Genomic DNA, 26614 nt, shown 5'->3' on the forward strand with positions numbered 1-26614 from the left:
TTTTCTGATCCTCATTTTTCAGTATCCGCTTCTTGTTATGATATTTCACAACCTGTGGCCTGTAGCTTGCGGGTCGTCAAAGCAATAAAATGTAGAGCAGAGCGTTAATAGGGTGTATGCAATGGACAGACCGTATTCGCCAGGTGAAGATTCTGCTGGTAGTCGCCGCTATCCTCATAGCGGTAGTCTCACTCGTTATTTCCCATTTCCTGACCTGTGATTTGGAGGAGGAAGAAAGAAATAAGGTGGAGGTGTGGGCCGAGGCCATGCGCTCTTTAAATAACGCCGATGAGAATACCGACCTGAATCTTGTACTGAAAGTCATTAATGAAAACCATACCATTCCTATCATCGTGATGGATTCCAGACAGCAGGTGCAGACCTTCAGGAATGTGGATATGAAGGCACGGAGCCGAGTAGATAGCCTGAGGGAGTCCGCATTCATAGGCCAGCAGTTATTAGAGGCCGGCCGTTATATCCGTATTCAGCTTGATGATTCAATCAAGTCAGACTATATCGATGTTTGTTATGATGATTCCAACATGCTCCGGCGTTTGGAAATCTATCCGTTCGTACAGTTGGGAGTTGTCCTTATTTTCGTCGTCATTGCCATATTCGCCCTGCTCACCTCCAAGCGGGCAGAGCAGAATAAGGTGTGGGTCGGCCTTTCCAAGGAGACGGCCCATCAGCTGGGTACCCCCATCTCGAGCCTGATGGCCTGGATGGAGATGCTGAAGGAAAATTACCCGAACGACGAACTGTTGCCCGAGATGGACACGGATGTAAAGAGACTGCAGCTTATCGCGGACCGTTTTTCCAAGATAGGCTCTCTGCCAGAGCTGGTGCCTACGAACCTGAACGAGGTTATGGATCATGTCATCGATTACATGGATCGCAGAACTTCAAGGAAGGTGGAGATGATAAAAGATTTTCCCGATCAGGACATTATTGTAAACCTGAACGCATCACTCTTTGAGTGGGTAATCGAGAATCTTGCCAAGAATGCCGTCGATGCCATGGGAGGAGAGCATGGAATGATAGTACTGCATGTAGAAGATGCTGCTAACAAGGCTGTTATAGAAGTCTCGGATACGGGTAAAGGTATCCGGAAGAAAGACCTTGGCAATGTGTTTCGCCCAGGCTTCACTACCAAGCAGCGTGGTTGGGGACTGGGGCTCAGTCTGGCGAAGAGAATCGTGGAGGAATATCACAAGGGGAGAATTTATGTCAAGAGTTCTGAGATGGGAAAGGGCACGACTTTCAGGATTGAATTGAGAAAATAGCGGGGCTTTTGTTGGAAGCGGTCTTTTACTCCTCTCTTAGCCGTTAGAAGCTCGCCTTTTAGCCGCCTTTTGCCGGGCTTTTAGCCGCCTTTTGTTTTATGGCTTCCCATTTTTGTCAGAGAAAGCACTTTTCCCCTTCCTTGAGAACTCTATAATAAGGTGGAAATTAGGGCTGAAGATAAAGTTTTTCAGATAAAATTATCAATTATCGGAAAAAAGTAGTAACTTTGCAATCCAAAGTGGAGTTATGTCCAGTATAGAGTCGTTGAAGATTGACCTGAAAGACCTGAAAGAGGGAGAAAGCCTTCTGGAGTTTGATCTGGATGACGGATTTTTCGAGGCCGTTGACGCCCCGGATATCCGCAAAGGTAATCTGCATACGGTGATTTCGATACATCGGACGGACGACACCTTCCAACTTGACTTCCATATAACTGGCGTGGCAATTGTTCAATGTAACCTTTGCCTTGACGAAATGGAGCAGCCGGTAGAGGCCGAAAACCGCCTATGGGTGAAGTTTGGAGAAGAGGGCTCAGAGGATGATGACCTCGTAACCGTTGATGAGGACGAAGGAATACTTGATGTCGCATGGCTCATCTATGAGTTTGTAAATCTCAGCATTCCTATCAGGCATGTGCATGCACCAGGAAAATGTAACCCTGCCATGATGAAGGTTCTTGAGGAACATTCGGCCTCTCGAAGAGGTGAGGAGGAAGGCGAGAAGCCTGTGGATCCCCGTTGGGCAACACTTGCGAAATTGAAAGATTAAAAAATAAAAGATTAAAAATTAAACAATTATGGCACATCCTAAAAGAAGACAGTCAAAGACCCGTACACGGAAGAGAAGAACTCATGACAAGGCTGAAATGCCAACATTGGCAGTATGCCCTAACTGTGGTGCATATTATGTATACCACACAGTCTGCCCGACCTGCGGTTACTATAGAGGCAAGGTCGCTATCGTAAAGGAAGCTGTTGAATAATGGAGAAAATCAACGCGATTATCACAGGTGTCGGCGGCTATGTGCCCGACTATATTCTCACCAATGAGGAGTTGGCACGCATGGTGGACACCAGTGATGAATGGATAACAACTCGCGTAGGTATCAAGGAACGCCGCATCCTCACCGAGGAGGGACTTGGAACCAGCTATATGGCCCGTAAGGCCGCCAAGCAGGTTATTCAGAAAACGGGCGTAGACCCCGACTCCATAGATGCTCTCATCGTTACGACCACCACTCCAGATTACAAGTTCCCCTCTACGGCTTCCATCGTTATTGGGAAACTGGGACTGAAGAACGCCTTCGCCTTCGACCTCGAAGCGGCGTGCTGCGGCTTCCTTTATTCCCTCGACATAGCTGCCTCGATGATTCAGAGTGGGCGCTACAAGAAGATTATCGTGGTAGGGGCCGACAAGATGTCATCGCTGATTGACTATACGGATCGGCAGACCTGTGTGCTCTTCGGTGACGGAGCTGGGGCCGTTTTGGTAGAAGCTACGACCGAGGAAAATGTCGGCGTACAGAACTCGTTCCTGCGAACCGACGGCAAAGGGCTTCCTTTCCTCCACATGAAAGCAGGCGGCTCAGTATGTCCGCCATCGCATTTCACAGTGGACCATCGTCTCCATTACCTCTACCAGGAGGGACGCACGGTGTTCCGTTATGCCGTTACCAGCATGAGCAAGGACATCCTTGAAATCATGCAGATGAACGGTTTGTCGGATCAGGATGTAAATTGGGTGGTTCCTCATGAGGCCAACCTCCGTATCATTGAGGCGGTAGCCAAACATGCAGGCATCTCTCTCGATAAAGTGATGATTAATATCGAGCGTTACGGCAATACCAGTGCTGCAACCATTCCATTGGCTGTCTGGGATAATGAGGAACGATTCCGGAAAGGCGACAATGTAATCTTTACGGCTTTCGGAGCGGGATTTGTCCACGGAGCCTCATACTATAAATGGGCTTACGACGGAGCTTCCGCAGTGGCAAACAAGTGAATTCCGAAAAAGATTAATCAAGAAACGCATCCTTCTTAGAATCTTAAGACGATGCGTTTTTTGTTCTCATAAAAAACAGGAAGTATGCATAAGGCAGGTTTTGTAAATATCGTGGGCAACCCGAATGTGGGAAAAAGTACGCTGATGAATCAGCTGGTGGGCGAAAGACTGAGTATAGCCACCTTCAAGGCACAGACTACCCGTCATCGCATCATGGGCATCGTGAGCGACGAGGAGTGCCAGCTTGTCTTTTCCGACACGCCGGGTGTACTGAAACCCAACTACAAGATGCAGGAGATGATGCTGGCTTTTTCGGAGTCGGCACTGGCTGATGCCGATGTCTTGCTTTATGTAACTGATGTCGTGGAGACTCCCGAGAAGAACAAGGACTTTCTCGACAAGGTGGCCAAGATGACGATTCCCGTACTCCTCCTGATTAACAAAATTGACGAGACCGACCAGAAATCGCTTGGAAACATCGTGGAGAGGTGGCACACGCTACTGCCCAATGCCGAGATCCTGCCTATCTCTGCCAAGAACAAGTTCGGCATCGACATGCTTTTGAAGCGTGTCAAGGAGCTGCTTCCGGAGTCGCCCGCCTACTTTGACAAGGACCAGTTGACCGACAAGCCCGCACGATTCTTCGTCTCGGAAATTATCCGCGAGAAGATACTGCTTTACTATGACAAGGAAGTTCCCTATTCCGTAGAAGTCGTGGTGGAACATTTCAAGGAAGAAGAGAAGATGGTTCATATCAACGCCCTCATCTATGTAGAGCGCAATTCGCAGAAAGGAATCATCATCGGGCATCAAGGTGTGGCCTTGAAAAAGGTCAGTTCCGAAGCGCGGAAGGCCCTTGAGCGCTTCTTCGGAAAGAAAATTTTCCTCGAGATTTTTGTGAAGGTGGATAAGGATTGGCGCAATTCCCAGCGAGAACTCACCAATTTCGGCTACAATCCGGGCTCGTGATTCCGTCTCCGGCCTATACGGATCCAGGGGGCGGACATACTCTTGGAATAGATTAAAAATGATTGGGCCCTGAATGAAACGAGGGCATACTCTCCTTAATGGAGGGCCGAAGAATGTATAACTTCAGAAATTAAACAAGCAAAATGGCAAATTTAGTAGCAATCGTAGGTCGTCCGAATGTAGGCAAGTCTACGCTTTTCAATCGATTGACACAGTCTCGCCGCGCTATCGTAAGCGATACCGCCGGTACCACCCGCGACCGCCAGTATGGCAAGTGCATCTGGAACGGAAAAGAATTTTCCGTCGTTGATACCGGTGGCTGGGTCGTAAACTCCGACGATATATTTGAGGATGCCATCCGTCGGCAGGTGAAGGTGGCCACGGAAGAGGCCGATCTGGTGCTCTTCTTAGTGGATGTGGAGACCGGGCTTACCGACTGGGACGAGGATGTGGCACTTATTCTGCGGCGGGCGAAGCTGCCCGTCATCCTCGTGGCCAATAAGGTGGACAACAGCGCAAACTATTATCAGGCCGCCGAGTTCTACAAACTGGGACTGGGCGACCCGCAGTGCATCAGCGCCGCTACGGGCGGCGGCACCGGCGATCTGCTGGATGTGATGCTCGACAAGCTCCCTGCCGAGAACAAGGAGGAGGTGGAGGACGACATCCCGAGGTTTGCCGTCGTAGGCCGTCCGAACGTGGGTAAGTCAAGCCTCATCAATGCCTTTTTCGGCGAAGACCGCAATATCGTAACCGAGATTGCGGGCACCACCCGCGACAGCATCTATACCCGTTTCAATAAGTTCGGCTTCGATTTCTACCTTGTCGATACGGCCGGCATCCGCCGTAAGAACAAGGTTTCCGAGGATCTGGAGTTCTATTCCGTCATGCGAAGCATCCGTGCCATCGAGAACAGTGATGTCTGCATCCTCATGATCGACGCTACGCGCGGCATCGAGGCGCAGGACATGAACATTTTCCAGCTCATCCAGAAGAATAACAAGTCGCTCGTGGTGGTAGTAAACAAGTGGGACTTGGTGCAGGATAAGGACCAGAAGGTCATCAGCACCTTTGAGATGGCGATTCGAAACCGCATGGCCCCGTTTGTAGATTTCCCCATAATCTTTGTCTCGGCACTGACCAAGCAGCGCATTTTCAAGGTTCTGGAGACTGCTAAGCAGGTCTATCTGAACCGTCGGACGCATGTGGGAACCTCCAAGCTCAATGAGGTGATGCTGCCGCTCATCGAGCAGACGCCGCCGCCTTCGATAAAGGGTAAGTATATCAAAATCAAGTATTGCACCCAGCTGCCCAACACGCAGATACCCTCATTTGTGTTCTATGCCAACCTGCCGCAGTATGTAAAGGAGCCTTACCGCCGCTTCCTGGAGAATAAGATACGCGATAACTGGTCGATGCATGGGTGTCCCATCAATGTGTTTATCCGTCAGAAGTAAGAACCCTCATCCCTTTCCCTTCGCCGGGGAAGGGCTTTCCAAGAAAAGATATGAAGAAGATTTTGTTTTCTGTCGTCGGTCTTGTCTTGCTCTGCGCTTGTCAGGATGCGCCGTCGCAGAATGAGATTGCCGCCCGGGCGGCCAAGGCCTATTATGATCAGTTGCTCGAAGGAAAGTACGAGCAGTTTGTAGACGGGCACTACCAGCCTGACAGCATTCCTGCCGTTTATCGTGAGCAGCTCGTCGCCAACGCGAAGATGTTCGTCGGGCAGCAGCAGAGCGAGCACCGTGGCATCCGCCGGGTGGATGTCGTGCGGGCAGATGTAGACACCGCAAGGCATGCGGGAAATGTGTTTCTGACCTTCCTCTATGGCGACAGCACGAGTGAGGAAGTGGTTGTCCCGATGGTCTTTCAGGACGGCCTCTGGTATCTGCGCTGATCGTAATAACCACGATCGGGAATGCCGGAGACTACTTCCGATAGACTAAAATCACAGACTTTACAAACTGAAATCTCAGATTTTACTCACTAAAGTCTGGGATTTTACTTTTCCGGGGGTATCCTCAAGCCATGCGGATGGGTGTTCCCTTGTCGCACGGAGGCAGGCGGACGCCGTGCCTCATGCTGCGGAGATGGTTAAATGAAGTTATTTTTTGGTAGACTTCCGGATATATTTCCTATATTTGTGAAGTACAAGTTTTCAAAAAAATACGGATTATGACGAAGCGTTTTGTTATTATTGTCCCGGTCTTGGCGTTGCTCTTTATGTTCTCCGCATGTGGTAACGACAATGGCGGCGGGAGCAATCTCGTCGTGAGAAACATCTCAAACTCGGGCTGCAAGGGGACGGCAGTCACTACAGAGAGCAACAAGGCGACTGCCCCGGATATCCTTGGTCGGGCGGAGCGGATAGTCTGCAAGGGATCGGCCGACGGCATCCTGAGGGTTACCCATCAGGATTTAGTGGCCAATTGCGCAAGCAGATTCAACGCAAGCGTACAGTTGGATGGCAACCGGATCGTGCTGACGGAGACCGCCGAGGGCGAGGAGGCTAAGTGCGTTTGCACCTATGATCTGACCACGGAGATAGGTCCCTTGCAGGACGGCGACTACACCCTTGTCGTCAGGACGCCGTCGGGCAAGGAGGTAAAAATGGATTTCCACTTCAGCGCAGACCTGGATTATACCTATGATGTGGGAAAATAGGATGGAATAAGCACGCTGTATCGAAAGATGGATCCGGATCTCTTAGATTCTGATTTGAAGGCATTTGCCGTGTAATCTTCCCTGTAATCCGGACTTAAGGGATTCTCATGAGGGCGGCATAGTCGGTAAGAGCGTGGAACGAAATCAACGGGAGGCGGGAGAATCTGTTGCCTCCGATTCCTGAAAAGGTGAAAGGGTGGAAAGAAGCGAATGCTGCGTCTTTCCACCCTTTATATGTTGCGCAGGCTCTCTTGAGGATTCAGTTGTCAATTTAATGAATCTCCTTGAGAGGAGGCAAGCGAAGGGTTATTGTCTGATGAAACGGTGGGTGCGGGTGCGCCCGTTGTCCGCTATCTGCACGAGATATATGCCCGGCGCAAGGTCGGCAAGCGAGAGGCTTGCCTGGTTTTGCATAGCGATGGGGAAGTATTTGAGCATCCGGCCGTTGAGATCGAAGAGTTTCGCCCATTGCAGACGGCTCCCTTGCAGGGTGAGAGTGTTGCCGTCGTTGGTCAGATGTAAGTCGGGGCTCGTTGCGTTGTCAATGCCGGTGGTCTGCTGCGAGATGTTGAAGACGGTGTCGTCTTTGCCATATACCTTGGCTACGGTGTAATGGTCAGCTGTGGGGTCGTCGATGCCGCCGTTGCCATTTTCTTCAATCAATTCGAGCTTGACTGGGTATTTGCCCTCGGCAAACAAGTCGGGGATGCTCACGGTGAATGGGAGCAGGGTGGTATCGAATCCGGCGAACTCCATCTTCTGATCGCGCCGAACTTCGAGTGCGACGGTTCCGTCGGCATTGAGCAGTTGGAGCTTGGCATAGCAGGTGCGCTCCAATCCGCCTTTGTTTCTTACGGAGAAGTATACCTTCTCTTCGCTTCCCGGCTTGATATGCATTGTCGAGGGTTGCTCGGTGAGTTGGAATCCGGCATTGAAAAAGCCTTCTTCCACCACCCGCACGGTGCCGTTGCTGATTTCAATCACTATGCGTGGAGCCTGCTTCATGCGTCCCCATTCACCCCAGCTTCCGTCGTCTTTCTTAGGCACGCAGATGGGCAGGAGCTGATAATAGCCGTCGTCCAGTTTCGTGGGGGCTGTAAGGTTTACCTTTATCTTTTGAGGAGTAATGATCACATTGTCTTTCCTCATGAAGCCGTTGTCGTATTGCCCGAACATCCGATCGGTAAAGCCGCCCGTCTCGTGGTCGTCGGACGCGCAGGGGGTGAGCATCTTTCCGTTCATGTCAAAGATGCCGACGCCGATGTCGCCTCTGAAGTTGCGGCCTTTGTTGATGAAATCGGTCATCTCCACAGCCGGCATCTCTTTCACGGCAAAGGATTTGGCGTGTCCTTCGGGTAGGATGAGGCTGCCTCCTATTGTGAATCTTAGTTTCGGACTGTCTGCAAGCAACGAGGGGTCTATAGGCTTCGTATCCGCCTTGTTGGGGTGAGCCAAGATGGCAATCAGTCCTACCTTGAACGATAACGGGCGTCCGCCGAACTCGCTTCCGCTCTGCGCAACATCTGTCGCCGTCAACGAGAAATAGCCGTCGCTCTGTCCGCCCCAGCCGAAGTTCATGTGGAAGAGTCCCTTAGCGTCTATTCCGTCGGTTACCCATGCGTGTCCGCTGGATCCAACGGAATAAAAGCCCGCAAGGTAAACGGGAAATCCATTGAGCAGTTCCTGTCGTACGATTTCAGTGAATCCCGCCGTTCCTTCGTCGGATCTTGTTACGAAAGCCGTGGTATAGTCGAAGTGCTTTTTCCATGCGCTTTCAGCCTGCTCATTATACGCGCCGCTTGCATGGGGAGTATATTGCATGTTGGTGGCGATGCCTATGTCGCTCATCAGCAGCGCGACGGCTTCTTTCTCGGTGGGGGTTGAAGGATTATGATAGTCGTAGATGTCCTTCATGTTCTCCCAGTCGTAGTGAGAGAGGCTGAAATCAGCATGCTTCACTTTTTTATCGTGCGCCACGGTATAGGTGTTTTCGCCTTGTCCCTGAGCGGGCCATTTGTGATAGAACATTACCTGTGCCATTGCCGTGGCCACGCATCCGGTGTAGAGATAGCCCGTGTTTTTATTGTATGGGTATGTCTGATTCCACTCGCATGTCAGCAGCGGAGCCACGGCTTTGTAAGCGGGCAGCGTGCGTGTGGCGGGTTGTGCAGTGGCGGGCGTCTGTTGCAGCTGAGCAAAACTCTCGCGATAGGCTTGTAACAATAGTTTTACGCCGGGATTGACATTGAGCGTGTCCAGCTTTCCCGCATCACTGTAAGCGAGGACTTCGCCCATGGCATCGTCGCCCGAAACTACGACATAGCCTTTGCCCCGCGCATCGTTGAATACATAAAAGGGCTCTGCTGCCGGCTGTCTGCCGCTTCGGGTCTGCGGCGCAACTGCCGAACGGCGGTCGGGTGTAATGTATTTCCGGGCGATGTTGAGTGCCTGCCGGGCTGAAACCTGCTTGGCGTGGAGCGGCTGAAAGGTGGGAAACACGAGTGCCGACAACACAAATGCGAGGCGAAGTGGAGTAAAGAATCGGTTGGACTGACGGTCCTGTCTGCACTTGTGAGACATGTTCTTTTGAGTCATTTTCCTGAAAAATTGTTTTAATATTGTTTCTTTTTTGTCCGTAACTTGCCTGTCGACTTGTCTCGAACTTGTCTTTTAAGTTTATGTTTCGTGATAAGACGGGTGCAAAGGTACAAATAAAAAACGGAAAATCGCCCATTTGCATACCTGTATGTGAGGTGGGGCATGAAAACAATGAGAAATAACAAAAATATCGAGTTGAGTCTATTGTTATCAGTAATTGATACTTTTCCAAGAGGAAACTGGGAGGTATTCAAGCTCTTGCTTCTTGCCGGTTTTTCCCATAAGGATAGCGGAGAACTGCCTGGTATCAATCCATGCAGTTTTTCTTCCCGGTTGTTCAGGGCAAGGAAAATGCTGCGTACAATACTGATTAATTATTGCTTCTCATGGAGATAGCAGCATCTGATGTTTCTGCGGGTTTCCTATTTCTGTTCGTGAATTTTCTGTTCCTCCTCCAGTTCCACTTCCTTTACCTTGCGGAAGAGGTCGGAGGCGAAGACCAAGTCGTTCAGTTTCTTGTTCGTCGCGCCGATGACTTCTTCCTTGTTGCCTTGCCATTCCTTGCGTCCCTTATAGATGAAGATGATGTTCTCGCCGATGCCCATCACGGAGTTCATGTCGTGCGTGTTGATAATCGTTGTAATGTTGAATTCCTTGGTGATGCCCGAGAGCAGCTCGTCGATGACGAGCGAGGTTTTCGGGTCCAGTCCCGAGTTAGGCTCGTCGCAGAAAAGGTACTTGGGATTGAGCACGATGGCTCGGGCAATGGCTACCCGCTTTTGCATACCTCCTGATATCTCGCCGGGGAATTTGTTCTCTGCGTCGAGCAGATCCACGCGGTCGAGGCACTCCCGAGCCCGCTTCACACGCTCATAGTTGTTCATTGAGGAGAACATGTCAAGCGGAAATTGCACATTGTCTCTTACCGAGAGCGAGTCGAACAGTGCCGAGCCTTGGAACACCATGCCCATTTCCCGGCGCATCATCACCTTTTCTCGCTTGGTCATCATTACGAAGTCGCGTCCGTCGTAGAGCACTTTGCCCTCTGTGGGGTCAAGCAATCCCACGAGGTTCTTCATCAGGACGGTCTTGCCCGATCCGCTTTGTCCGATGATGAGGTTGGTCTTGCCAGTCTCAAATATTGCGTTGATATCATGGAGGACAGTCTTGTCCTCGAATGTCTTGGTGAGGTTTCTTACTTCGATCATGTATCTTGGAGTTAAGGAGTTAAAGAGTTAAGGAGTTAAGACGGATGCGGGATATGTAATTAATCGTGGATGGCGTGGTCTTTAAAAATTCCATTGCTGTATACATTAAGTAACTTGCTCGCTTCTTCTATATAGATTCTTCAACTCCTTGAAGTTCTAACTCAACACCTGCGTAAGGAAGACATCGGAGAAGAGAATCAGCACGGAACTGCATACGACGGCATCGGTGGAGGCTTTACCGACCTCTACGGAACCGCCCTCGACCGAGTATCCGAAGTAGCTGGAGACACTGGCGATAATGAAGGCGAAGAACAGGCTCTTGATGATGCTCATGTACATGAACCACGAGTTGAAAGCATGTTGGATGCCTGCGGTAAGGTCGGCCGGCGCGATGATGTGCCCTATATAGGAAGTGCCATAAGCGCCGATGATACCCATGGTCGACGAAAAGATGACCAGAAACGGCATGATGGTTACCAGGCCGAGTATCTTTGGGAGTATCAGGTAGTTGGCGGAGTTCACGCCCATGATGTCAAGAGCGTCTATCTGCTGTGTTACACGCATCGTGCCGAGTTCGGAGGCAATATTGGAACCCACCTTTCCAGCCAGAATCAGGCACATGATGGAGCTGGAAAACTCGAGGAGCATGATTTCGCGAGTGGTATATCCTGCCACCCAGCGGGGCATCCACGGACTCTCAATGTTCACCTTCATCTGGATGCAGATGACGGCTCCGATGAAGAAAGATATCAGCAAAACGATGGGGATGGAGTCAACGCCCAGCTGAGACATCTCCTTGACATAGCGCTTCATGAACATGCGCATCTTATCGGGAATGGCGAACGAGCGTCCCATCAAAATGAGATACCTGCCTAGGGTGGTGAGATATTTTTTCAGTAAATGAGTTATCAGCATCTCTTTTTTATCTGTTTCCTGTTGCAAAAGTAACCAAAATCCGCTAAAAAACTGCAATATTCCCAATAGTTTTTGAATTTATAAGGGTATTTAGCCGTATTTTTAGTAATTTTGTGCCATAATTACAGAATTCGTTATGAGCGAGGAAAGAAAAGCTGGTTCTGTCTTGAGAACCGAGGGATTGGTGAAGCGCTATGGCAAGCGGACGGTTGCCAACGGGGTTTCCATCAATGTGAAGCAAGGCGAGATCGTGGGTTTGCTGGGTCCGAACGGGGCGGGCAAGACCACTTCATTCTATATGACGACCGGTTTGGTGGTTCCTAACGAGGGGCATGTGTATATCGACGATCAGGAAATCACCGACTATCCCGTTTACAAGCGGGCTCGTGCAGGCATCGGATATCTGCCTCAGGAGGCAAGCGTATTCCGCAAGATGAGTGTCGAGGACAACATCATGTCGGTTTTGGAGATGACGGAGTTGTCTCACGAAGAGCAGCTCGGTCAGCTGGAAGGCCTAATTAAGGAGTTCCGCCTGAACAAGGTTCGGAAGAACAAGGGTGATCAGCTCTCTGGAGGTGAGCGACGGCGGACGGAGATTGCCCGTTGCCTCGCCATCAGTCCGAAGTTCATCATGCTCGACGAACCCTTCGCCGGAGTCGATCCCATCGCCGTGGAAGATATCCAGCACATTGTCTGGCGGCTGAAGTACCGCAACATCGGAATCCTCATTACCGACCATAATGTGCAGGAAACCCTTAGCATTACCGATCGCGCCTACCTGCTCTTTGAGGGGCGCATCCTGTTTCAAGGTAATCCCGAGGAACTTGCTGCAAATCCTGTAGTTCGCAAGAACTACCTCAGTGAGAACTTCACTCTCCGCAGATTTAAACCTAATGAGGAAGATGAACAGGCTGAGGAAATTGTCGAGGAGGCAGAAACTACCATGGAAAGGGCGGAGGAAGAAGTTGGTTAAAAAAACAAATTTCTCGTATATTGGTTAGGTATTGTCGTTTAAAATGAGTATCTTTGCACTCCGATTCGAGCAAGTAAAAAATAATAAATATAATTAACATCAGAGATGAATATTTCATTTGAAAACCCTGACAAGGTCAATGGACTGTTGACAATTACAGTAGAGGAGGCCGATTATGCCGCTAATGTCGAGAAGACATTAAAGGATTATCGCAAGAAGGCGAATGTTCCCGGCTTCCGTCCGGGCATGGTTCCCATGAGCCTTATCAAGCGCCAGTTCGGCGCATCGGTAAAGATGGATGAGGTCAACAAACTCATTGGTGAGCAGATCTATAAGTATGTGAAGGACAATAAGATTCAGATGCTGGGCGATCCGCTGCCGTCTGATCAACAGGAATCTGTAGACATCGAAAAGGAGGGTCCGTATACTTTCAAGTTTGATATCGCCGTAGCACCAGAGTTCAAATGCGAGCTTACCGGCCGCGACAAGATAGACTATTATGATATTACGGTTGATGACGCGCTGATCGACCGTCAAGTTGATATGTTTGCGTCGCAGACGGGTAAGTATGTATCGGTTGAGCAGTATACAGAAGGCGACACCATGAAAGGCGACCTCCGTGAACTCGACGAGAACGGCAATACCAAGGAAGGTGGTCTCACCGTTGAGGGAGCCATGCTGATGCCGTCGTATATCAAGGGGGAAGACCAGAAAAAGCTCTTCGATGGTGCCAAGGCCGGTGATATCATCACCTTCAATCCGCGCAAGGCCTACCCGGAAAGCGACGTGGAGGTCGCTGCCCTATTGAAAGTAGAGCGTGAGCTGGTGGCCGAGCACACGGGTAACTTCAGCTATCAGATAACGGAGATCAATCATTTTCAGAAGCATGCAGTCGACCAGGAACTCTTCGATTCTGTCTATGGCAAGGACTCTTGCAAGGATGAGAACGACTTCCGCGGGAAGATAGCGGAAGGTCTGAAGACACAGCTGGCTACCGACAGCGACTTCAAGTTCATTCAGGATGTCCGTACTCATTGTGAGAAGAAGGTCGGGAAGCTGGAGTATCCAGACGCAATCTTGAAGCGCATCATGCTTACCAACAACAAGGACAAGGGGCAGGAGTTTGTTGACAAGAACTATGAGGCAAGTCTCAAGGAACTTACTTGGCACTTAATCAAGGAGCGCCTCGTAGCAGCCCATGACATCAAGATCAGCGACGCGGAAGTAAAGGACGCTGCCAAGGAGGCCGCTCGCGCACAGTTTGCCCAGTATGGCATGAACAATGTGCCGGATGAATATGTGGAAAACTATGCAAACGAGATGCTGAAAAAGCAAGAGGGCGTACAACCCTTCGTAGATCGCGCCATCGACCGCAAGCTCACCGAGATACTCAAAGGAGTGGTAAAACTCAATACCAAGAGCATCTCTTTAGACGACTTCAACAAGTTGATGGAGCCATAATACTATTTTTTTATAAAAAATCTTCTTCAAACAAGGGGTTATCAACTTTTTTTTGTATCTTTGTTCTAAGAAGTTACGAAAAGAGTGTAATTTATTGGAAATGAGCGTTGGTTAATCGCTCTTGATAGTAATAGGTTACGATTTAGTTAGTTATCTACTGCATTATCCTTCTGCGCGTTGCGTAACCTTCAAAGAACTCTTCGTATGCAAAAGTAGCTATTTAATCCGAGATTTTGATATAAACTCCCAGATTTTTATCCCCTCATTCATAAGATTTTTCCGTAAAAGCGGTATTATCCGTCGGCACACCATTGCCCAAAACGAGTTTGGAACAAACGTGTGCCAACTACCGCATAGCCGGAGAAAAGGGCATTGCCTCACGCCTAAACGATGTTTAGACAGATGAAGCAATGCCCCTTTCTTTTGCGCCTATGCCAAGAGGTGCTTTTACGGGTTTTCAGATGATTTTTTTTTTTCGCTGTCCCTTTTGCCGGAAGCGGAAAGTGAATGCAGAGTGTGTCCGCCTGCCCCATGAATGAAACAGGTAGCCACACACAGCGGGCAATCCGGGAAGAATGATTGTTGTCGCCCGGCTGGACAAGTCCTGTCGGATCGGAAAACAATCATACTTCCTTTGTAGTGGTTTGCCCTTTTCACGCTTCCGGTGATGTCTTTTTCCTTTTGGTGATTCCTTTTTTACGGATTTTTCCCTGAAGTTTTTTCTACCCAATCAGCCTCTGTTTTCGTTTACCTCCATTTTTGCGCCTTTCAGTGAGCCGCATCAGGCAGTCATTTCCGTTCTGGGCGCAAAGGTAATTCCGGGATTGGACGGGAAAGCAAGGTCAAGCCTCCTGTTTTCGGTAAAAATCTCCAGCCCTGCGGGTAGTATTTTGACCGAAAAACCTTGCATTCCCTAATCCCTACCTTTTCAAGCACCCGAAACGAAAACGACCGATGCGACAGAAAGACGCATAAAAAAAATGTCGGATAAACGAGAGGCAGATAAGATAGTTTGAAACTCAACTCCCTCAGCTCTTGAATCCGCATAAAAAACAAAAAAATCAAAAACAGCGAAGATATGACAGCAACGGCAAATTTCAGACAAGTGGCGCAATACATCGGGTTGGCGATATGCGGCTTGATGATGCGCACCGCCTTCGGGGTGTTCGGCATCCTTTGGGGCATCATCAGAGAGATTGTAAACGGAGTGTTCCGAGTGGCGATAGGTGTAATCGTGGCTATCCTTTTCACCATTGCCTTCTTCGGCTTCATCCTTTGGTTATTCACCCTTTAACCCTTACCGACATGGCAAAGAGAAACTGCAAGACGGTAGCGCAGCAGTGCAAATATTACGAGGTGGACAACATCTTCGTGTATATGGTGGAAACGTACATCAACGGCAATTTTAGCACTTTCCGAAGATTGTACCACGAACTGAACAAGGACGCACGGAGGGACTTCATGGACTTCCTTCTCAGCGAGGTAGAGCCGACCTATTGGAGAGAGATACTTAAACAGACAATCTAAAAACGACAGCGATATGAAAGGAACAGACCATTTCAAAAGAACGATACAAATGTATCTGGAACAGCGGGCGGAGGAAGATACGCTCTTTGCGAAGAAGTACCGCAACCCTGCCAAAAACATAGACGAGTGTGTGACCCACATTCTGAACTATGTGCAGAAAAGCGGTTGCAGCGGCTTCACGGACGGAGAGATATTCGGGCAAGTCATCCACTACTATGAGGAAAACGAGATAGAGGTGGGCAAACCTATGAACTGCCAAGTGGTGGTGAACCATGTTGTGGAACTCACGGAAGAGGAAAAGGCGGAGGCACGTCAGAATGCAGTCCGCAGATACCAAGAGGAGGAACTCCGCAAGTTGCAGAACCGCAACAGACCGTCAGCGAGAAAAGAAACCCACCCCCAACCCTCATTATTTGATTTAGGCTTATGAAACCGAAGACCAAGATACAGAAAGAGGTGGCAAGACTTTCAGCCAACCTCCGCCCCATATCAACGACACAAATTGAATGGGCATACCGCCACTGCATTGAACATATAGGCTACCGCACCAAGAAAGGGAACATCACCTGCTCCGACTGCGGTCACGAGTGGCACAGCGACAGCGTACTGTGCGACACCCTTGAAGGTTGCACCTGCCCCAAATGCCATGCCGAACTCAAAGTGCAGGACACACGCAAACGTATCTACAAGGAAACGCAGTATTTCAGCGTGATAACCACCTGCAAAGGCTATCAGGTAATCCGTGTGGCGCAGGTCAGATGCGAGAGCAGGAAAGGCGAGCCGATGCACTTCTATTGCCACGAGGTTGTGCAGCGTTGGATTTCACCCGACGGTAAGGTTACGGACATGGCGTTGCTCCGTGGCTTCACATTCTGTTACTGCGATGTATGGGCATTGTGCAGCGCGATGGAGATAAGACCGCACAACAGCCTATACGATGATGTTGTGGCAAGAAGCTGTGCATATCCCAAAATGAGGGTATTACCCCAACTCAGACGCAACGGCTTCAAGGGCGATTTCCACGGCATTTCCCCCGTGCGTCTTTTCAAAGCCTTGCTTTCAGACCCAAGAATTGAAACCCTTATGAAAGGCGGTGAGATTGAGGTTATGAAACACTTTCTTTTCAATGCCCGTACTGCCGATGAATGCTGGGCATCATATCTGATTGCCAAGCGTCACAAGTATCTGATAGACAACTTCTCCATGTGGTGCGACTATCTGCGTATGCTCAACAAACTCGGTCAAGACCTCCGCAACCCGAAGAACATCTGCCCCGAAGATTTCATGGCGGCACACGACAACGCAACCCGAAAGATTGAAACCATACACGAGAAGGAACGAGCCGAGCAACGCCGCCGCTGGGAGATTGAAAGGCGTGAGCGTGAGCAACAGCGGCAACTGCAAAGGGAAAAAGATGCGGAGGATTTCATCGCCAACAAATCCAAATTCTTCGGATTGGTAATCACGGACGAGGAAATAATCATCAAGGTGCTTGAAAGTATAGACGAGTATTACAGCGAGGGCAAGGCACAGAACATCTGCGTGTTCGGCAGTGAATACTACAAGAAAGCCGACACCCTCATACTCTCGGCAAGGATTGGCGGTGAGATAATTGAAACCGTAGAGGTGGATTTGCGGACACTCAAGGTGGTGCAGTGCCACGGCAAGTACAACCAAGACACCGAATACCACGAGCGCATCATAGACCTTGTGAATAAGAACGCCAACCTTATCCGTGAGCGGATGAAAGTGGCATAGCATCAACCCTAAAACAACATTGATATGGAAGTAAGAATTGAAAGCATGATTTGTGTGTGGGACGATAAAATCCCTGCATTGTTCCTTGAATTTGTAAACCTCCTCACTCTCACAACGAGTGAGGGGGAATTGAGAAAGAGCGTAAAGGAGTTTGCCGAGAAGCACGAACTTGACAAGTTCTTCCTTTACGGCTTCGGCTCACACCATTTCTACCTGCACCAACGCTACACGAGCAACCCCGAAATGGTGATGAAGAACAGAGTTCTGTCAGTACATTTTTAACCATCTAAAAAGCAACATTATGGCAACACGAATGACCATCAACGGAGTAAGTACCTGCACGGAAGCAGGTACGGAGAAATACGAGCGTTTCCAATCGGGTATCGGCAGACGCAGGCGGACACTTGTGCAATACGACTACCGCCACACGGACGGAGAATTGTTCGCTTGTGTAAAAACCACATTGGACGAGTGCCGAACCGCAAGGGACAAGTGGCTGAACGCAAAGCAGGGAAAGGAGGGCAACCGATGAACACGACCTATCAAACGCTGATAGTCAAATTCAGCGAACCTATCACGGCATTGGACGGTATCTTTGACGATGCCCAAGCGTGGGGAACTGACACCCTCAAAGGGTGGATAGATGATTACGAAAGCACACGTTTCACCGCCACCGACAGCCATACGGCAGTCATCACGAGCGAGTATAATATGGAATGTGTGAAAGAGTGGCTGCAACGGCAGACACCCATTGCCGAGATGCGAGAATTTTGAACAAGTTGGCGGTGCGGACACCGCCAACACTTAAAACCCTAAAAACAACGGTTAATGATAGCACAGACGATATTACAGCAGATAGGCGGAAGAAGATTTACCGCCATGACGGGTAGCCGTGATTTCATCGACATGGGCAACGGCTTACGGATGAGCCTTACACGGAACAAGACAAGTGCCAACCGCCTTGACATCATCTATGATGCGGGGGCAGACCTCTACAATATGCGGTTCTACCGCAGGACATTCAGCAAAAAGACTTTCGAGTGCAAGGAAAAGTACATTGCCGTACACGAGGGCATCTATTTTGATATGCTGGAAGAAATATTCACGATGGTGACGGGACTTTACACACGCTTTTGAGTTGCGGCGGCGAGAGCCGCCCTACTTTCTTTCGGTGAGCATGATGGCGGACAAAGAAAGTAGCAAAGAAACCTCTGTGCCAATCTGCGATATTATTCACAAAAACAAGTTTTTATTATGGAAACAATCAGGCAGGACGGAAAAATCATCTTGCACGGCAACGACGGCATAAGCATAAAGATGATTTTCAAAAACCTTACGGGAAAGAATTTTCAAGGTAGGGAGTATGCGGACTATATCCGTCACATCGCAATCGGGAGCATGGGATTTACACCCGGAAGCATCGAATTTTGCAGGGATGGTGACGTGATAGATACGGGTACAATCCCGAATGTATGAAAAGCGGAAAATCCGATGAAGTTGGCGGCTTCATCGGATTTTCATTTACAGTCACGGGATATACAGCAGTGCAAACTCCGCCTTTCTCCGTTTGAGCAGCATGGCGTGGCGTTTTCCTTTGTAGTTGCAGAAGGCTACATACTCCCGGTAGATGTTCCTGTCGCCAGCCTCCAGCTTCTTTATCAAGGTGCTTTTAGGGATTGTCTTGCTACCCAAAAGCCGGTATGGACCCACGTTGTAAGCAAGCGTGGCAAGTAAAAGACTATCCTTCCCGAACTGCCGGAACATCGCGCAGAACTTCCGCAGGTCTTTCCGCAGGAGCGCGTCCGCCTGCCGCTTCGTCATGGTTCGTGCCGAGTACCTTTCGCCCGGCAAAATCTTGTGACCCCAACCCACGTATGGGTGGTGCTTTTCCGAGTGCCATCCCTCAAAATACTTCGTGCATCGTACCGCCCTCTCGAATAGAGACAGCCGGTAGATTGCCGCCTGCCCGTCCGTTCCCTCTTGGCGGCTGATCTGTGCGGACACAAAACAGACCGTCAGAAGCGAACAGAGCATTGTCATGAATACACGCATCATTTTAGCAAGGGGCTGAAGTTGCCGATGGGAACGATGGTCAAACCGTCATCCTTTGCATTCCGGTTGTTGAAGTCAAATTCCAACTCGAAAGAGTTGCCGAAGTTGTCCTCCACCACCACAATAAAGTTGTGCGCCTCTTCGCCCTCCGCCGTGTAGTACAGGCGGAACTTTTCGTTCTCCAGCAGGTAGCGGTCGTTAGGCAGGAAGGTGATGCCGTTATCCATTTTCAACTTTCCTTCTCCCTCAAACTGAAAATAGCGGATGGTGTAAAGCGTGTTAGCGAAGTCGCCCTCCTTTTTCAGCTCACAGCGGATTTCCACCGTCTGCCCCTTCGTCACCTTGTTCGGCACGGGCATGACCTCCACCGTGAAGGGATAGGACTGCTGGATGTCCATGTCGTCATCGCACGACACGATGGTGAATGACACAGCGGCTATCAGGCATAACGCCACCACCTTAAAGATATTTGTTCTCTTGTTTCTGTTGTTCAGTATGTTCATTTTTCTTCGATTTTTAGATGGTTGTTTTTCTGTTTTTTCGTTGTCTGTTGCAGATACTCGTTCAAGTCCTTGCAACCGCCATAGAGGGAGGAACGGTCGGCGACATGCGCCCCATACCGTTTGGCAAGAGCGTCAAGCGTCCGCCGTCCGGCTTCGTCACGGTCAAGGAAGCATCCGATGCGCCCGTAGCCGTCCAGCAATCCCGCCGCCTTCTCCACGTTGGCGACAGAGTTCAGTACAAGGCAGTCAGCGTTACCGGTTACGCCAAGCGTCACGGCGGAGAGAAAGTCCATGAAGCCCTCAAACACGAGGCACTCGTCAGCCGGGATTTCCTTCGTCCTTGCCAAAGACACATCTTTTGGCGGGATGCACCCCTTGAAATATCGGCTTCGGACTTCATATCCACCTGCCATATTCAGGAAACCGACAGCGAAATACCGTTTTCCACGCACACTGTAGTTCAGGCGGCAACAGTGGCGGGATGCTACTCCGATTGGTATGCCTCGTTCCTCTAAATACTCCGTCAGCGGTGAACGAAACAGCGGAGCGACCTCCACATCCTCAAAGACAGGTTCGGTCGGCTTCGGGAGATAGGCGGGCTTTTCCCATCCGGCAACCGTCATATTGGCGGCTTCCGCTATGAACTTCGCTTGCTTCATGAAGTCATCGCTTTGCAGAAACTCCCCGGCAAGCGTGAAGATGTCACCGCCCTTGCCCAAACCGAAGTCGTACCAAAGCTGTTTCGCCACGTTCACACGGAAAGAGGGGGTGCGCTCGCCCCTGTACGGGGCGATATACCACAGCTCGTTACCGCTCCTTCTGACAGGCTCATGCCCCAACCGTGCGAGAAAATCCGCAAGCGGCATCCTTCTGATAGCATCTATTTCCGTCCGTTCCATGCCCGTGTCAGTTGATGATGAACTTGACGCCGACCCCGAACTGCGTGTGGAACTTCCGCGTGTCGCCACCCCACAGGCAACGCTCACGCAGGTTGGCAAGCAGGGCGATACGGTCTGTCACGTAGCACTCCACATCGAGCGTCAGCGCACCGCCGTAGATGAAGGCGTCCCGGTCGTGCAGCGTGGAGCCGTCATGCAGCACCTTATTCCCCCAATTCACCGATTCATATCCGGCGAGAGCCGAAGCCCCGGCATAGACGAACACGATTTTTCGGGCGTCCGACAGTATCTTGAAGTAATATCCGCCCTCCGCCGTGAACTGCGCCACGGGTATCTTGGTATCCTTGTAGGGATTGTTTTTCAGGAGGTATTCGCCACCGAACACCCACTTGTTCCCCCTCTTCGTGTAAGTGGAGAGAGCCGCCCCGAAACTGTACCCGCCGTCCTTGCCGCCGGGATTGAAGCCGTCCGCCATGTCCGCCCTCACCTCGATGCCCTGCATCTTCGGCAGACACCGCTGGGCGTGCGCCTGCCCTGTAAAAAGGGCAAGCGACGCGATGATTATTGCGATGTACTTTCTCATGGTCAGCGCACTTGAAGTTCGTTGATGGTACCCGCACGTACCAAATCCTCGTTCTCAATCACGAAGGACTGGTGACGGCCGCCGTTCTTCTCGTTCAGCTCCACCACGAGGCACTTGTCATCGGGGATGGTGAACTTCGCCATCGTGAAGACCGTGCGCTCGCTCTTTTTGCCCGGCACGAGGGTGGCGTAGTTCTGCGCGCGGAGCGGCAGGATGATCTGCTCCTGCACGGCGGTACGCTTCGCCACCTTCTTGTCCACGATTTTCCAAGTGATGTAGTCCACATCGAAAGGCACGTTGCTCTGGTTCTTTATCTCCGTGTGGAAATAGAGCAATCCGTTGTGCGTGTAGATGCCTTTGAGAAGATACTGGATGCCGAAACGCTTGCAGCCGATATGCTTCACCTCGCGCTTGTTCTGTTTGTGGATGGACTTCATGATAAGTCGCACCAGCATCGGGCTTTCGCTGCCCAGCTCTTTCAGATAGATTTCCTGTGCGTTATTCGGGCGGTTCACCGTGCTGCCGTCATGGATGAAGTCGCACATCTCCACATTGAGCAACAGCGGTTCGGCGGCGTACTTCACGTTGAAGGTGTAGAAACTGCCGTCCTCCGTGATGACGGACATATTCGTTTCGTTGGGAAAATTCCTTACGGTAGCCTTCACGCGGATGACGTTCTCCGCTCCGTCGGCTTTCCCGGCAATCAGGTCGGGCGAGCCTAAATCGACATAGCGCACCTCCGCCGGAAAAATGACGTGGACGGTCTTGTCGTAGGTCACTTCCAGACCGTGCGGCGGTATCATGCGGTCGAAGGTCAGCTTGCGCGACAGACCGTGATACAGGTCTCCGTCCGCCTCCTTCTGCGGATAGACCTCCTTCGTCAAGGTCGGCTGTTCACTTCCGTTGGTCGTTTCAACGGTTACATTCTCCTGCGCGTTGGCAGTTGCGATGCCCATAGCGAGGGCAAACATGATGATTACTTTTCTCATTACTTTTGGATTTTAGTGGTAATTTTTTTATTGATTTCAATCTTTTTCTTGGTAAAGCATGACCCTGTACCCGGCTTTCAGATGCACCTTGACGGTGCGCATCTTCCCCGCGATGTACTGGCTCGTTCCTTGTATCAGCCCCTTGCCCAAGTCGGAGGCGAGCTGCGCCCCGGCATTGGTGGAGATATTGATGCTGCTACCCAACGAACCTCCCATGTTGGCGGCGACCTCTCGGACGGCGTTCATCTCCATCGAGTTCGGGATGAAGATGCCGGGCTGTCCGTCCGTGTCATAGACCGCAAGCTCCACGGGGATAATCGTGCCGTCGTATTCCAGCGAGGTGATCCCGATGTCGAGTCGTTCACCCTGTATCTTGCCCGTGCCGACCACCACCGCACCCCGTGGGATTGTCCTGCCCGCCACCGCCATAGGCTCCAGCAGGCGAAGCCTTACCGTCTGCCCGTCCGTCACGCTCTGCGCCTCATGCACACACGCCGGGATGGTGTTCCTGTCCGATACCTCCGCCGTGCCGACAGCCGTGTTGAAACCCCGGTTGCGTTCCTGTGAGAAAGTGGCGACAAACTCCGCGTTGCTCATGGGCTGTGCAAGGGAGGAAACGACTTGGCGGGTCACTTGCCTTACGGGTGTCGCCGTGTTCTTCTTTCCCTTCTGCACGGTGGCAGGCTCTGCCGCCTGTTCCGGCTTCCCACCGTTCTGACCGCCCATGTACTTTGCCGCCAGCTCATAGGACTTCTCCATAAGTGCCACCTGTTCGTCTATAGATGAAGTCCTGCCTTTTTCACTTTCCAGTTCCGATTCCAACGAGGCGATGCGCTCCAATAGCACATCCATCTCCGCATTGTCATTCTTCGGCTGTTCGTAAAAGTTGCCGAGGGTGGCGTTCAGGTCACGGTAGGCGGCTGCGGAGGATTGGATGGTTTGCGGCGTGGCAGGCTTTGCCCTTTCTTCCTTGCCGCCCGGATTGGCGAGGTCGAAGTCCGTACCGTCCTCCGTTCCCGCTATCTCGCGGTCGAACATGTCGCCCAGCTGCCCGATGGCACGGTTGCGGCTCTCCAGCCGCTCTTCCATCTCCCCATGCTCGTAGGCTTTCAGCTTGTCGCCGATAATCTGCCGGTTCGCCTTGTCCGCGTCTGGCATCTCGGTGTTGTAGCCGTCCGTTCCCGGCGGTTGTTCCTTGCCGGAGGAAGGGGCGAATATCAACCACATCGCCCCGATGAAGACCAGCACCATAGCAGGCAGGACTATCATCTTCTGCCGTTTCAGCCGCTGCGCCTCTGTCAGCGGTTCGCGCTCCTTTTTCGGCTTTCCCGCGTCGGGAGCGGCTTTGTTCTCTTTCGTTGATTCATTCTTCGTCTGTTCCATATAAATAAGGTGTTAAGTGATTGTCAGTTTCCACCGGGGTCGGTAGTTCCACCCGTCCGGCATGTCCCGTATCCATACGTGAGCCGTCGTTTCTGCCGATGTCATAGACGGCTCTGCCGAAGGTGTAGAGGGCAAGCATCGCGAAGGCGGCGAGCATCCCCAGCACGATGCGGCGGCGTGTTTCCGGCGGCAAACCGTCCAGATACCCTTTGAGCCTTGCCACCAGCCGTTTCCGTTTGTCGTGGAGTTTCCAATACATGCCCCACATTGATTTTCTGATACTTTTCATGTCCTGTTACCGTTTGATTGTCTGTAAATCCTTGTTCTCGATGATGGTGAACCCCTCGATGGTGAAACCGTTTGGGTTGTCGTCCGACCGCGATGCGTTCAGCAGGCGGCAGGTGGTCACGAGGCTGCGCTCGGTGACGTTGCTTTGCCGGATGATTTTCTGCGTGGCGTAGGTCACGGCACGGTAGGGATAGGCGTTGAAGTCGCACACCACGCTGTCCACTTTCAGCACTTGGTTGATGTTCCCGGCGATGATGCGGTTGTAGTACCCCTTCTCCGCGAAGTCCGAATAATAGTGGTACACGCTCTTGTCCGCCAGCAGCAGGGCACGTTTTACGTTGTGTTCAATCGCGCTTTTTTCAGGTGACAGCGTGAAGAAAAGCTCGTGGAAGCGGCGCACATGCTCCCGTGCTTCCGCCGGGCGGTTCTGCGATAAATCCTGAGAGAGAGCCAGCATCAGCGACTTGCCGTTGTCCAGCACATAGATTTTCTCCCGTTGCTTCTCTGCGAAACGGTAGGAGTTCCACACGCTCCACACCGTCACCACAGCGCACAGCGAGAGGAAGACGATACCGAACAGGCGTAGCTGCCTGAACGATGATTCGATGTTTCTGAGTGACTTAAATTCCATTCTTAATTCTGTTTCAATGATTCTACATGATTGTTATTTCAGCAATTTGCCGGCACGTCCCATCATATTGCCTGTCGCAGCTCCGGCAACACTGCCCGCCATTCCTCCGGCACGTCCCGCCATCTGGTTCACGTTGCGACCGTAACCGCCCATGCCTCCGGCTTGGATAATCCAGCCGGCAACGGTGGGAATGGTGAAGTAGCCGATGATGCCGATGCAGAGGAACACGATGTACACCCCGTCGCTCGAATCCAGCGAGAAGTTCGGGTCTGCCTGCATCCGCTCGATGTCGCTTTGCAGCATCAGCACCTGTATCTTCGCCAGTATGGTGCTGAACATGTCCGACACCGGCAGCCACAGATATACCTGTATGTAGCGGCATATCCACTGCGTGAGCGTGCTTTGGAAACCGTCCCACACCGATATGGCGAAGGCTATCGGACCGAGTATCGCCAGCACCACGAGGAAGAAGGTTCGGACGGTGTCTATCACGAGGGCGGCGGCTTGGAACAGCAATTCCAGTATCTCGCGGAAGAAGTCGCGGATGTTTTTCTTCATGTTGTACATTCCCCGGTCGATATATCCCCGCCATCGTCACCATGTCGGAGGGCGACCAGCCGAGTTCCTCCAGCTGCTTGTCAAACTCCTCGTTGGACACGAGGTAGGCGGTTTCGGGGTTGCGCATCATCGCCTCGTATTCCAATTTGTCCTTCTGCTGGCGGTAGGTGTTCATGTCCAGCGTTTCCGCCTCCAGCATCTTTGCCGTGCCCTGTACGACGGGTGAGAGGATGCTGTTTATCGTGCCCAGCACCACAGTCGGGAAGAACATGATGCACAGACCGATGGCAAAAGGACGGAGCATCGGGAATACGTCTATCGGTTCGGCTCTCGCCAGCGACTGCCATACCCGGTAGGCGACGTAGAACAGCGCACCCAGTCCGGCGATGCCTTTCGCCACACCGCCATGTCTCCGCACAACGGCATCATCTGCTCGTAAAGCGAACGTAGAATCTGGTGAAGGTTGTCGAAATTCATAGGCTACCAGTATCTTTCGTTCATGTTTCCGTACAGCCCCATGATGCGGTCGAGGTCGTTCTTCTTTTTCGCACGCAGGTAGCTCACGGAGATGTTCTTGTTCGTGTAGTAACTTACGAGGTTGCGGTAACGCTTCATCTTCGAGTGGCAGCGTTCCACCACGTCCATGCGCTCCTTGTCGGTCATGGAGAGCGTGGTGATGTTCACCACATTCTTCAGTTCCGTCAATACTTCGTTGCTCTCTTCCAGCAGTTTCGTGTAACCGAAAGCGATTGCCGACAGCTCTTCTGGTCTGAAATTTCCATCACGGAGCATCCTTTGGAAACTGTTTACATAAATGTCGGTGATGTCGCCTACCATCAGGATGGTCTGCTGCACCTTGCGGGCGTCCTTGACGAGATTGTTCACCGATTTGAGAGCATCGTAATACTTTTTGCCCTGCTGATAGATTTTCACCGTTTCCTGAAAGTTGCTCACCATGTTCGTGGCAGTCTTGGAGGTATGGATGATGTTTTTGGAGGCATTGATGATACCCTGCGCCAGATTGCCCGGATCGCTTACGACCCACTGTGCGCTTGCCCTGCCTGCGAAAAGCAGGCACAGGCAGATAATCATTGTTATTCTTGTTCTCATGTTACTTTGGATTTTAGTGGTTGTTATTCTTCTGTCGGGTGTCCCGGCTGCGGTTTCACCCGCACATAGTCGCCGCCCGGCGAGAAGGTCAGCACGTCCGTGGCCTCGTTATAGGACACGTCGATGCGGAAGCCGGTGTTCATGAACAGGTTGCCGGTTTTCTCCTGCAAGAGATAGGTTTCCGGTTTCAGCTTGCGGCGCAGACCGCTCCGGCGGAACACCGTCACCTTGTAGGCTTCGCCCTCCTTGTAGATAAGCAC

Annotated in this window: 32 protein-coding genes and 3 pseudogenes; 20 read left to right on the forward strand and 15 right to left on the reverse strand. The window is 51.2% G+C overall.

Annotation, left to right across the window (positions count from 1 at the left end; all coding sequences use genetic code 11):
* Positions 1-116: 116 nt before the first annotated feature.
* The 8 genes from C7120_RS13570 to C7120_RS13605 all read left to right on the forward strand — a co-directional run bounded on the left by C7120_RS13570 (position 117) and on the right by C7120_RS13605 (position 6918).
* Positions 117-1283: a PAS domain-containing sensor histidine kinase gene (locus C7120_RS13570; protein WP_107622179.1), complete on the forward strand. Its 1167-nt coding sequence runs from the start codon at positions 117-119 to the stop codon at positions 1281-1283.
* Positions 1284-1530: 247 nt separating this feature from the next.
* Positions 1531-2052, forward strand: a complete 522-nt coding sequence (locus C7120_RS13575; RefSeq protein ID WP_107622181.1) for a DUF177 domain-containing protein — start codon at positions 1531-1533, stop codon at positions 2050-2052.
* 28 nt (positions 2053-2080) lie between these two features.
* Positions 2081-2266, forward strand: coding sequence for a 50S ribosomal protein L32 (gene rpmF, locus C7120_RS13580; protein ID WP_107622182.1), 186 nt, complete (start codon positions 2081-2083; stop codon positions 2264-2266).
* A complete protein-coding gene (locus C7120_RS13585) occupies positions 2266-3285 on the forward strand; it encodes a beta-ketoacyl-ACP synthase III (protein WP_107622184.1) in 1020 nt (339 codons plus the stop codon). The genes rpmF and C7120_RS13585 overlap by 1 nt, the downstream gene beginning before the upstream one ends.
* Positions 3286-3369: 84 nt before the next feature.
* On the forward strand, positions 3370-4254 hold the full coding sequence (gene era / locus C7120_RS13590) for a GTPase Era (protein ID WP_107622186.1): 885 nt from the start codon (positions 3370-3372) through the stop codon (positions 4252-4254).
* Positions 4255-4397: 143 nt separating this feature from the next.
* The gene (gene der, locus C7120_RS13595; RefSeq protein WP_107622187.1) at positions 4398-5711 is read left to right on the forward strand and encodes a ribosome biogenesis GTPase Der; all 1314 of its coding nucleotides are present in this window, start codon (positions 4398-4400) and stop codon (positions 5709-5711) included.
* A 50-nt stretch (positions 5712-5761) separates the two neighbouring features.
* Positions 5762-6151 (forward strand): hypothetical protein, encoded by a 390-nt coding sequence (locus C7120_RS13600; RefSeq protein ID WP_107622188.1) that lies wholly within the window; start codon positions 5762-5764, stop codon positions 6149-6151.
* A gap of 278 nt (positions 6152-6429) precedes the next feature.
* Positions 6430-6918, forward strand: coding sequence for a hypothetical protein (locus C7120_RS13605; protein ID WP_107622190.1), 489 nt, complete (start codon positions 6430-6432; stop codon positions 6916-6918).
* Between the two features lie 306 nt (positions 6919-7224).
* Here C7120_RS13605 and C7120_RS13610 read toward each other — a convergent pair whose 3' ends face one another.
* Positions 7225-9513 carry a thiol protease/hemagglutinin PrtT gene (locus C7120_RS13610; RefSeq protein WP_107622192.1) on the reverse strand — a complete coding sequence of 763 codons (2289 nt, stop codon included), beginning with the start codon at positions 9511-9513 and terminating at the stop codon, positions 7225-7227.
* A 183-nt stretch (positions 9514-9696) separates the two neighbouring features.
* Between C7120_RS13610 and C7120_RS14265 the strand changes: the two are divergent.
* Positions 9697-9894, forward strand: a pseudogene (locus C7120_RS14265) (RNA polymerase subunit sigma-70); the annotation flags it as partial.
* Positions 9895-9938: 44 nt separating this feature from the next.
* Here C7120_RS14265 and C7120_RS13615 read toward each other — a convergent pair.
* Positions 9939-10724 carry an ABC transporter ATP-binding protein gene (locus C7120_RS13615; RefSeq protein ID WP_107622194.1) on the reverse strand — a complete coding sequence of 262 codons (786 nt, stop codon included), beginning with the start codon at positions 10722-10724 and terminating at the stop codon, positions 9939-9941.
* Positions 10725-10880: 156 nt separating this feature from the next.
* Positions 10881-11639 (reverse strand): ABC transporter permease, encoded by a 759-nt coding sequence (locus C7120_RS13620; RefSeq protein WP_107622196.1) that lies wholly within the window; start codon positions 11637-11639, stop codon positions 10881-10883.
* Between the two features lie 136 nt (positions 11640-11775).
* Here C7120_RS13620 and lptB point away from each other — a divergent pair, with 136 nt between their 5' ends.
* The gene (gene lptB / locus C7120_RS13625) at positions 11776-12612 is read left to right on the forward strand and encodes an LPS export ABC transporter ATP-binding protein (protein WP_107622197.1); all 837 of its coding nucleotides are present in this window, start codon (positions 11776-11778) and stop codon (positions 12610-12612) included.
* A 105-nt stretch (positions 12613-12717) separates the two neighbouring features.
* A complete protein-coding gene (gene tig, locus C7120_RS13630) occupies positions 12718-14073 on the forward strand; it encodes a trigger factor (RefSeq protein ID WP_107622199.1) in 1356 nt (451 codons plus the stop codon).
* 188 nt (positions 14074-14261) lie between these two features.
* Here the strand turns inward: tig and C7120_RS14395 are convergent.
* A pseudogene (locus tag C7120_RS14395) lies at positions 14262-14475 on the reverse strand (hypothetical protein).
* A gap of 676 nt (positions 14476-15151) precedes the next feature.
* Between C7120_RS14395 and C7120_RS13650 the strand changes: the two are divergent.
* The 9 genes from C7120_RS13650 to C7120_RS13690 all read left to right on the forward strand — a co-directional run bounded on the left by C7120_RS13650 (position 15152) and on the right by C7120_RS13690 (position 18834).
* Positions 15152-15367 (forward strand): hypothetical protein, encoded by a 216-nt coding sequence (locus C7120_RS13650; protein ID WP_008126037.1) that lies wholly within the window; start codon positions 15152-15154, stop codon positions 15365-15367.
* A gap of 11 nt (positions 15368-15378) precedes the next feature.
* Complete coding sequence (locus C7120_RS13655) at positions 15379-15600, forward strand: hypothetical protein (RefSeq protein WP_004371749.1); 222 nt, start codon at positions 15379-15381, stop codon at positions 15598-15600.
* A gap of 13 nt (positions 15601-15613) precedes the next feature.
* Positions 15614-16030 (forward strand): PcfK-like family protein, encoded by a 417-nt coding sequence (locus tag C7120_RS13660; protein ID WP_004371748.1) that lies wholly within the window; start codon positions 15614-15616, stop codon positions 16028-16030.
* A complete protein-coding gene (locus C7120_RS13665) occupies positions 16027-17358 on the forward strand; it encodes a PcfJ domain-containing protein (protein ID WP_028900990.1) in 1332 nt (443 codons plus the stop codon). Before C7120_RS13660 ends, C7120_RS13665 begins: the two co-directional genes overlap by 4 nt.
* 24 nt (positions 17359-17382) lie before the next feature.
* The gene (locus C7120_RS13670) at positions 17383-17640 is read left to right on the forward strand and encodes a hypothetical protein (RefSeq protein ID WP_004371745.1); all 258 of its coding nucleotides are present in this window, start codon (positions 17383-17385) and stop codon (positions 17638-17640) included.
* Between the two features lie 19 nt (positions 17641-17659).
* Entirely contained in the window at positions 17660-17890 is a 231-nt protein-coding gene (locus C7120_RS13675) for a DUF3873 domain-containing protein (protein ID WP_004293898.1), read from the forward strand.
* Positions 17830-18132, forward strand: coding sequence for a hypothetical protein (locus C7120_RS13680; RefSeq protein WP_004371743.1), 303 nt, complete (start codon positions 17830-17832; stop codon positions 18130-18132). The genes C7120_RS13675 and C7120_RS13680 overlap by 61 nt, the downstream gene beginning before the upstream one ends.
* A gap of 54 nt (positions 18133-18186) precedes the next feature.
* Positions 18187-18495 carry a hypothetical protein gene (locus tag C7120_RS13685; protein ID WP_004371741.1) on the forward strand — a complete coding sequence of 103 codons (309 nt, stop codon included), beginning with the start codon at positions 18187-18189 and terminating at the stop codon, positions 18493-18495.
* A gap of 117 nt (positions 18496-18612) precedes the next feature.
* On the forward strand, positions 18613-18834 hold the full coding sequence (locus tag C7120_RS13690; RefSeq protein WP_004371739.1) for a hypothetical protein: 222 nt from the start codon (positions 18613-18615) through the stop codon (positions 18832-18834).
* 51 nt (positions 18835-18885) lie between these two features.
* On the opposite strand, the gene C7120_RS13695 is transcribed toward C7120_RS13690, so the two are convergent.
* The 11 genes and pseudogenes from C7120_RS13695 to C7120_RS13745 form a co-directional block, all read right to left on the reverse strand.
* Positions 18886-19413, reverse strand: a complete 528-nt coding sequence (locus C7120_RS13695; RefSeq protein ID WP_004371737.1) for a hypothetical protein — start codon at positions 19411-19413, stop codon at positions 18886-18888.
* Positions 19410-19913 carry a DUF3872 domain-containing protein gene (locus C7120_RS13700; RefSeq protein WP_004371735.1) on the reverse strand — a complete coding sequence of 168 codons (504 nt, stop codon included), beginning with the start codon at positions 19911-19913 and terminating at the stop codon, positions 19410-19412. The genes C7120_RS13695 and C7120_RS13700 overlap by 4 nt, the downstream gene beginning before the upstream one ends.
* The gene (locus C7120_RS13705) at positions 19910-20812 is read right to left on the reverse strand and encodes a toprim domain-containing protein (protein WP_004371733.1); all 903 of its coding nucleotides are present in this window, start codon (positions 20810-20812) and stop codon (positions 19910-19912) included. The genes C7120_RS13700 and C7120_RS13705 overlap by 4 nt, the downstream gene beginning before the upstream one ends.
* A gap of 7 nt (positions 20813-20819) precedes the next feature.
* Entirely contained in the window at positions 20820-21395 is a 576-nt protein-coding gene (locus C7120_RS13710) for a conjugal transfer protein TraO (RefSeq protein WP_004371731.1), read from the reverse strand.
* Positions 21396-21397: 2 nt separating this feature from the next.
* Positions 21398-22384, reverse strand: a complete 987-nt coding sequence (gene traN / locus C7120_RS13715; RefSeq protein WP_004371730.1) for a conjugative transposon protein TraN — start codon at positions 22382-22384, stop codon at positions 21398-21400.
* A 36-nt stretch (positions 22385-22420) separates the two neighbouring features.
* Positions 22421-23767, reverse strand: coding sequence for a conjugative transposon protein TraM (gene traM / locus C7120_RS13720; RefSeq protein ID WP_004371729.1), 1347 nt, complete (start codon positions 23765-23767; stop codon positions 22421-22423).
* Positions 23748-24056, reverse strand: coding sequence for a TraL conjugative transposon family protein (locus C7120_RS13725; RefSeq protein ID WP_004371728.1), 309 nt, complete (start codon positions 24054-24056; stop codon positions 23748-23750). The genes traM and C7120_RS13725 overlap by 20 nt, the downstream gene beginning before the upstream one ends.
* Before the next feature lie 6 nt (positions 24057-24062).
* Positions 24063-24686 (reverse strand): conjugative transposon protein TraK, encoded by a 624-nt coding sequence (gene traK, locus C7120_RS13730; protein WP_004371727.1) that lies wholly within the window; start codon positions 24684-24686, stop codon positions 24063-24065.
* A 33-nt stretch (positions 24687-24719) separates the two neighbouring features.
* A pseudogene (traJ, locus tag C7120_RS13735) lies at positions 24720-25721 on the reverse strand (conjugative transposon protein TraJ).
* A 3-nt stretch (positions 25722-25724) separates the two neighbouring features.
* Positions 25725-26354 (reverse strand): DUF4141 domain-containing protein, encoded by a 630-nt coding sequence (locus C7120_RS13740; RefSeq protein ID WP_025072698.1) that lies wholly within the window; start codon positions 26352-26354, stop codon positions 25725-25727.
* A 23-nt stretch (positions 26355-26377) separates the two neighbouring features.
* On the reverse strand, positions 26378-26614 hold a 237-nt coding region (locus tag C7120_RS13745; protein WP_146154281.1), incomplete at its 5' end, for a DUF3876 domain-containing protein.

This window comes from Prevotella sp. oral taxon 376, from assembly GCF_003043945.1.
Classification (GTDB): Bacteria; Bacteroidota; Bacteroidia; order Bacteroidales; family Bacteroidaceae; genus Prevotella.

What these genes read in the sequence shown, in the direction of transcription:
- C7120_RS13570 (WP_107622179.1), top strand. Translation starts at nt 117, where the DNA reads ATGCAATGGACAGACCGTATTCGCCAGGTGAAGATTCTGCTGGTAGTC.
- C7120_RS13575 (WP_107622181.1), top strand. Translation starts at nt 1,531, where the DNA reads ATGTCCAGTATAGAGTCGTTGAAGATTGACCTGAAAGACCTGAAAGAG.
- rpmF (WP_107622182.1), top strand. Translation starts at nt 2,081, where the DNA reads ATGGCACATCCTAAAAGAAGACAGTCAAAGACCCGTACACGGAAGAGA.
- C7120_RS13585 (WP_107622184.1), top strand. Translation starts at nt 2,266, where the DNA reads ATGGAGAAAATCAACGCGATTATCACAGGTGTCGGCGGCTATGTGCCC.
- era (WP_107622186.1), top strand. Translation starts at nt 3,370, where the DNA reads ATGCATAAGGCAGGTTTTGTAAATATCGTGGGCAACCCGAATGTGGGA.
- der (WP_107622187.1), top strand. Translation starts at nt 4,398, where the DNA reads ATGGCAAATTTAGTAGCAATCGTAGGTCGTCCGAATGTAGGCAAGTCT.
- C7120_RS13600 (WP_107622188.1), top strand. Translation starts at nt 5,762, where the DNA reads ATGAAGAAGATTTTGTTTTCTGTCGTCGGTCTTGTCTTGCTCTGCGCT.
- C7120_RS13605 (WP_107622190.1), top strand. Translation starts at nt 6,430, where the DNA reads ATGACGAAGCGTTTTGTTATTATTGTCCCGGTCTTGGCGTTGCTCTTT.
- C7120_RS13610 (WP_107622192.1), bottom strand. Translation starts at nt 9,513, where the DNA reads ATGACTCAAAAGAACATGTCTCACAAGTGCAGACAGGACCGTCAGTCC.
- C7120_RS13615 (WP_107622194.1), bottom strand. Translation starts at nt 10,724, where the DNA reads ATGATCGAAGTAAGAAACCTCACCAAGACATTCGAGGACAAGACTGTC.
- C7120_RS13620 (WP_107622196.1), bottom strand. Translation starts at nt 11,639, where the DNA reads ATGCTGATAACTCATTTACTGAAAAAATATCTCACCACCCTAGGCAGG.
- lptB (WP_107622197.1), top strand. Translation starts at nt 11,776, where the DNA reads ATGAGCGAGGAAAGAAAAGCTGGTTCTGTCTTGAGAACCGAGGGATTG.
- tig (WP_107622199.1), top strand. Translation starts at nt 12,718, where the DNA reads ATGAATATTTCATTTGAAAACCCTGACAAGGTCAATGGACTGTTGACA.
- C7120_RS13650 (WP_008126037.1), top strand. Translation starts at nt 15,152, where the DNA reads ATGACAGCAACGGCAAATTTCAGACAAGTGGCGCAATACATCGGGTTG.
- C7120_RS13655 (WP_004371749.1), top strand. Translation starts at nt 15,379, where the DNA reads ATGGCAAAGAGAAACTGCAAGACGGTAGCGCAGCAGTGCAAATATTAC.
- C7120_RS13660 (WP_004371748.1), top strand. Translation starts at nt 15,614, where the DNA reads ATGAAAGGAACAGACCATTTCAAAAGAACGATACAAATGTATCTGGAA.
- C7120_RS13665 (WP_028900990.1), top strand. Translation starts at nt 16,027, where the DNA reads ATGAAACCGAAGACCAAGATACAGAAAGAGGTGGCAAGACTTTCAGCC.
- C7120_RS13670 (WP_004371745.1), top strand. Translation starts at nt 17,383, where the DNA reads ATGGAAGTAAGAATTGAAAGCATGATTTGTGTGTGGGACGATAAAATC.
- C7120_RS13675 (WP_004293898.1), top strand. Translation starts at nt 17,660, where the DNA reads ATGGCAACACGAATGACCATCAACGGAGTAAGTACCTGCACGGAAGCA.
- C7120_RS13685 (WP_004371741.1), top strand. Translation starts at nt 18,187, where the DNA reads ATGATAGCACAGACGATATTACAGCAGATAGGCGGAAGAAGATTTACC.
- C7120_RS13690 (WP_004371739.1), top strand. Translation starts at nt 18,613, where the DNA reads ATGGAAACAATCAGGCAGGACGGAAAAATCATCTTGCACGGCAACGAC.
- C7120_RS13695 (WP_004371737.1), bottom strand. Translation starts at nt 19,413, where the DNA reads ATGATGCGTGTATTCATGACAATGCTCTGTTCGCTTCTGACGGTCTGT.
- C7120_RS13700 (WP_004371735.1), bottom strand. Translation starts at nt 19,913, where the DNA reads ATGAACATACTGAACAACAGAAACAAGAGAACAAATATCTTTAAGGTG.
- C7120_RS13705 (WP_004371733.1), bottom strand. Translation starts at nt 20,812, where the DNA reads ATGGAACGGACGGAAATAGATGCTATCAGAAGGATGCCGCTTGCGGAT.
- C7120_RS13710 (WP_004371731.1), bottom strand. Translation starts at nt 21,395, where the DNA reads ATGAGAAAGTACATCGCAATAATCATCGCGTCGCTTGCCCTTTTTACA.
- traN (WP_004371730.1), bottom strand. Translation starts at nt 22,384, where the DNA reads ATGAGAAAAGTAATCATCATGTTTGCCCTCGCTATGGGCATCGCAACT.
- traM (WP_004371729.1), bottom strand. Translation starts at nt 23,767, where the DNA reads ATGGAACAGACGAAGAATGAATCAACGAAAGAGAACAAAGCCGCTCCC.
- C7120_RS13725 (WP_004371728.1), bottom strand. Translation starts at nt 24,056, where the DNA reads ATGAAAAGTATCAGAAAATCAATGTGGGGCATGTATTGGAAACTCCAC.
- traK (WP_004371727.1), bottom strand. Translation starts at nt 24,686, where the DNA reads ATGGAATTTAAGTCACTCAGAAACATCGAATCATCGTTCAGGCAGCTA.
- C7120_RS13740 (WP_025072698.1), bottom strand. Translation starts at nt 26,354, where the DNA reads ATGAGAACAAGAATAACAATGATTATCTGCCTGTGCCTGCTTTTCGCA.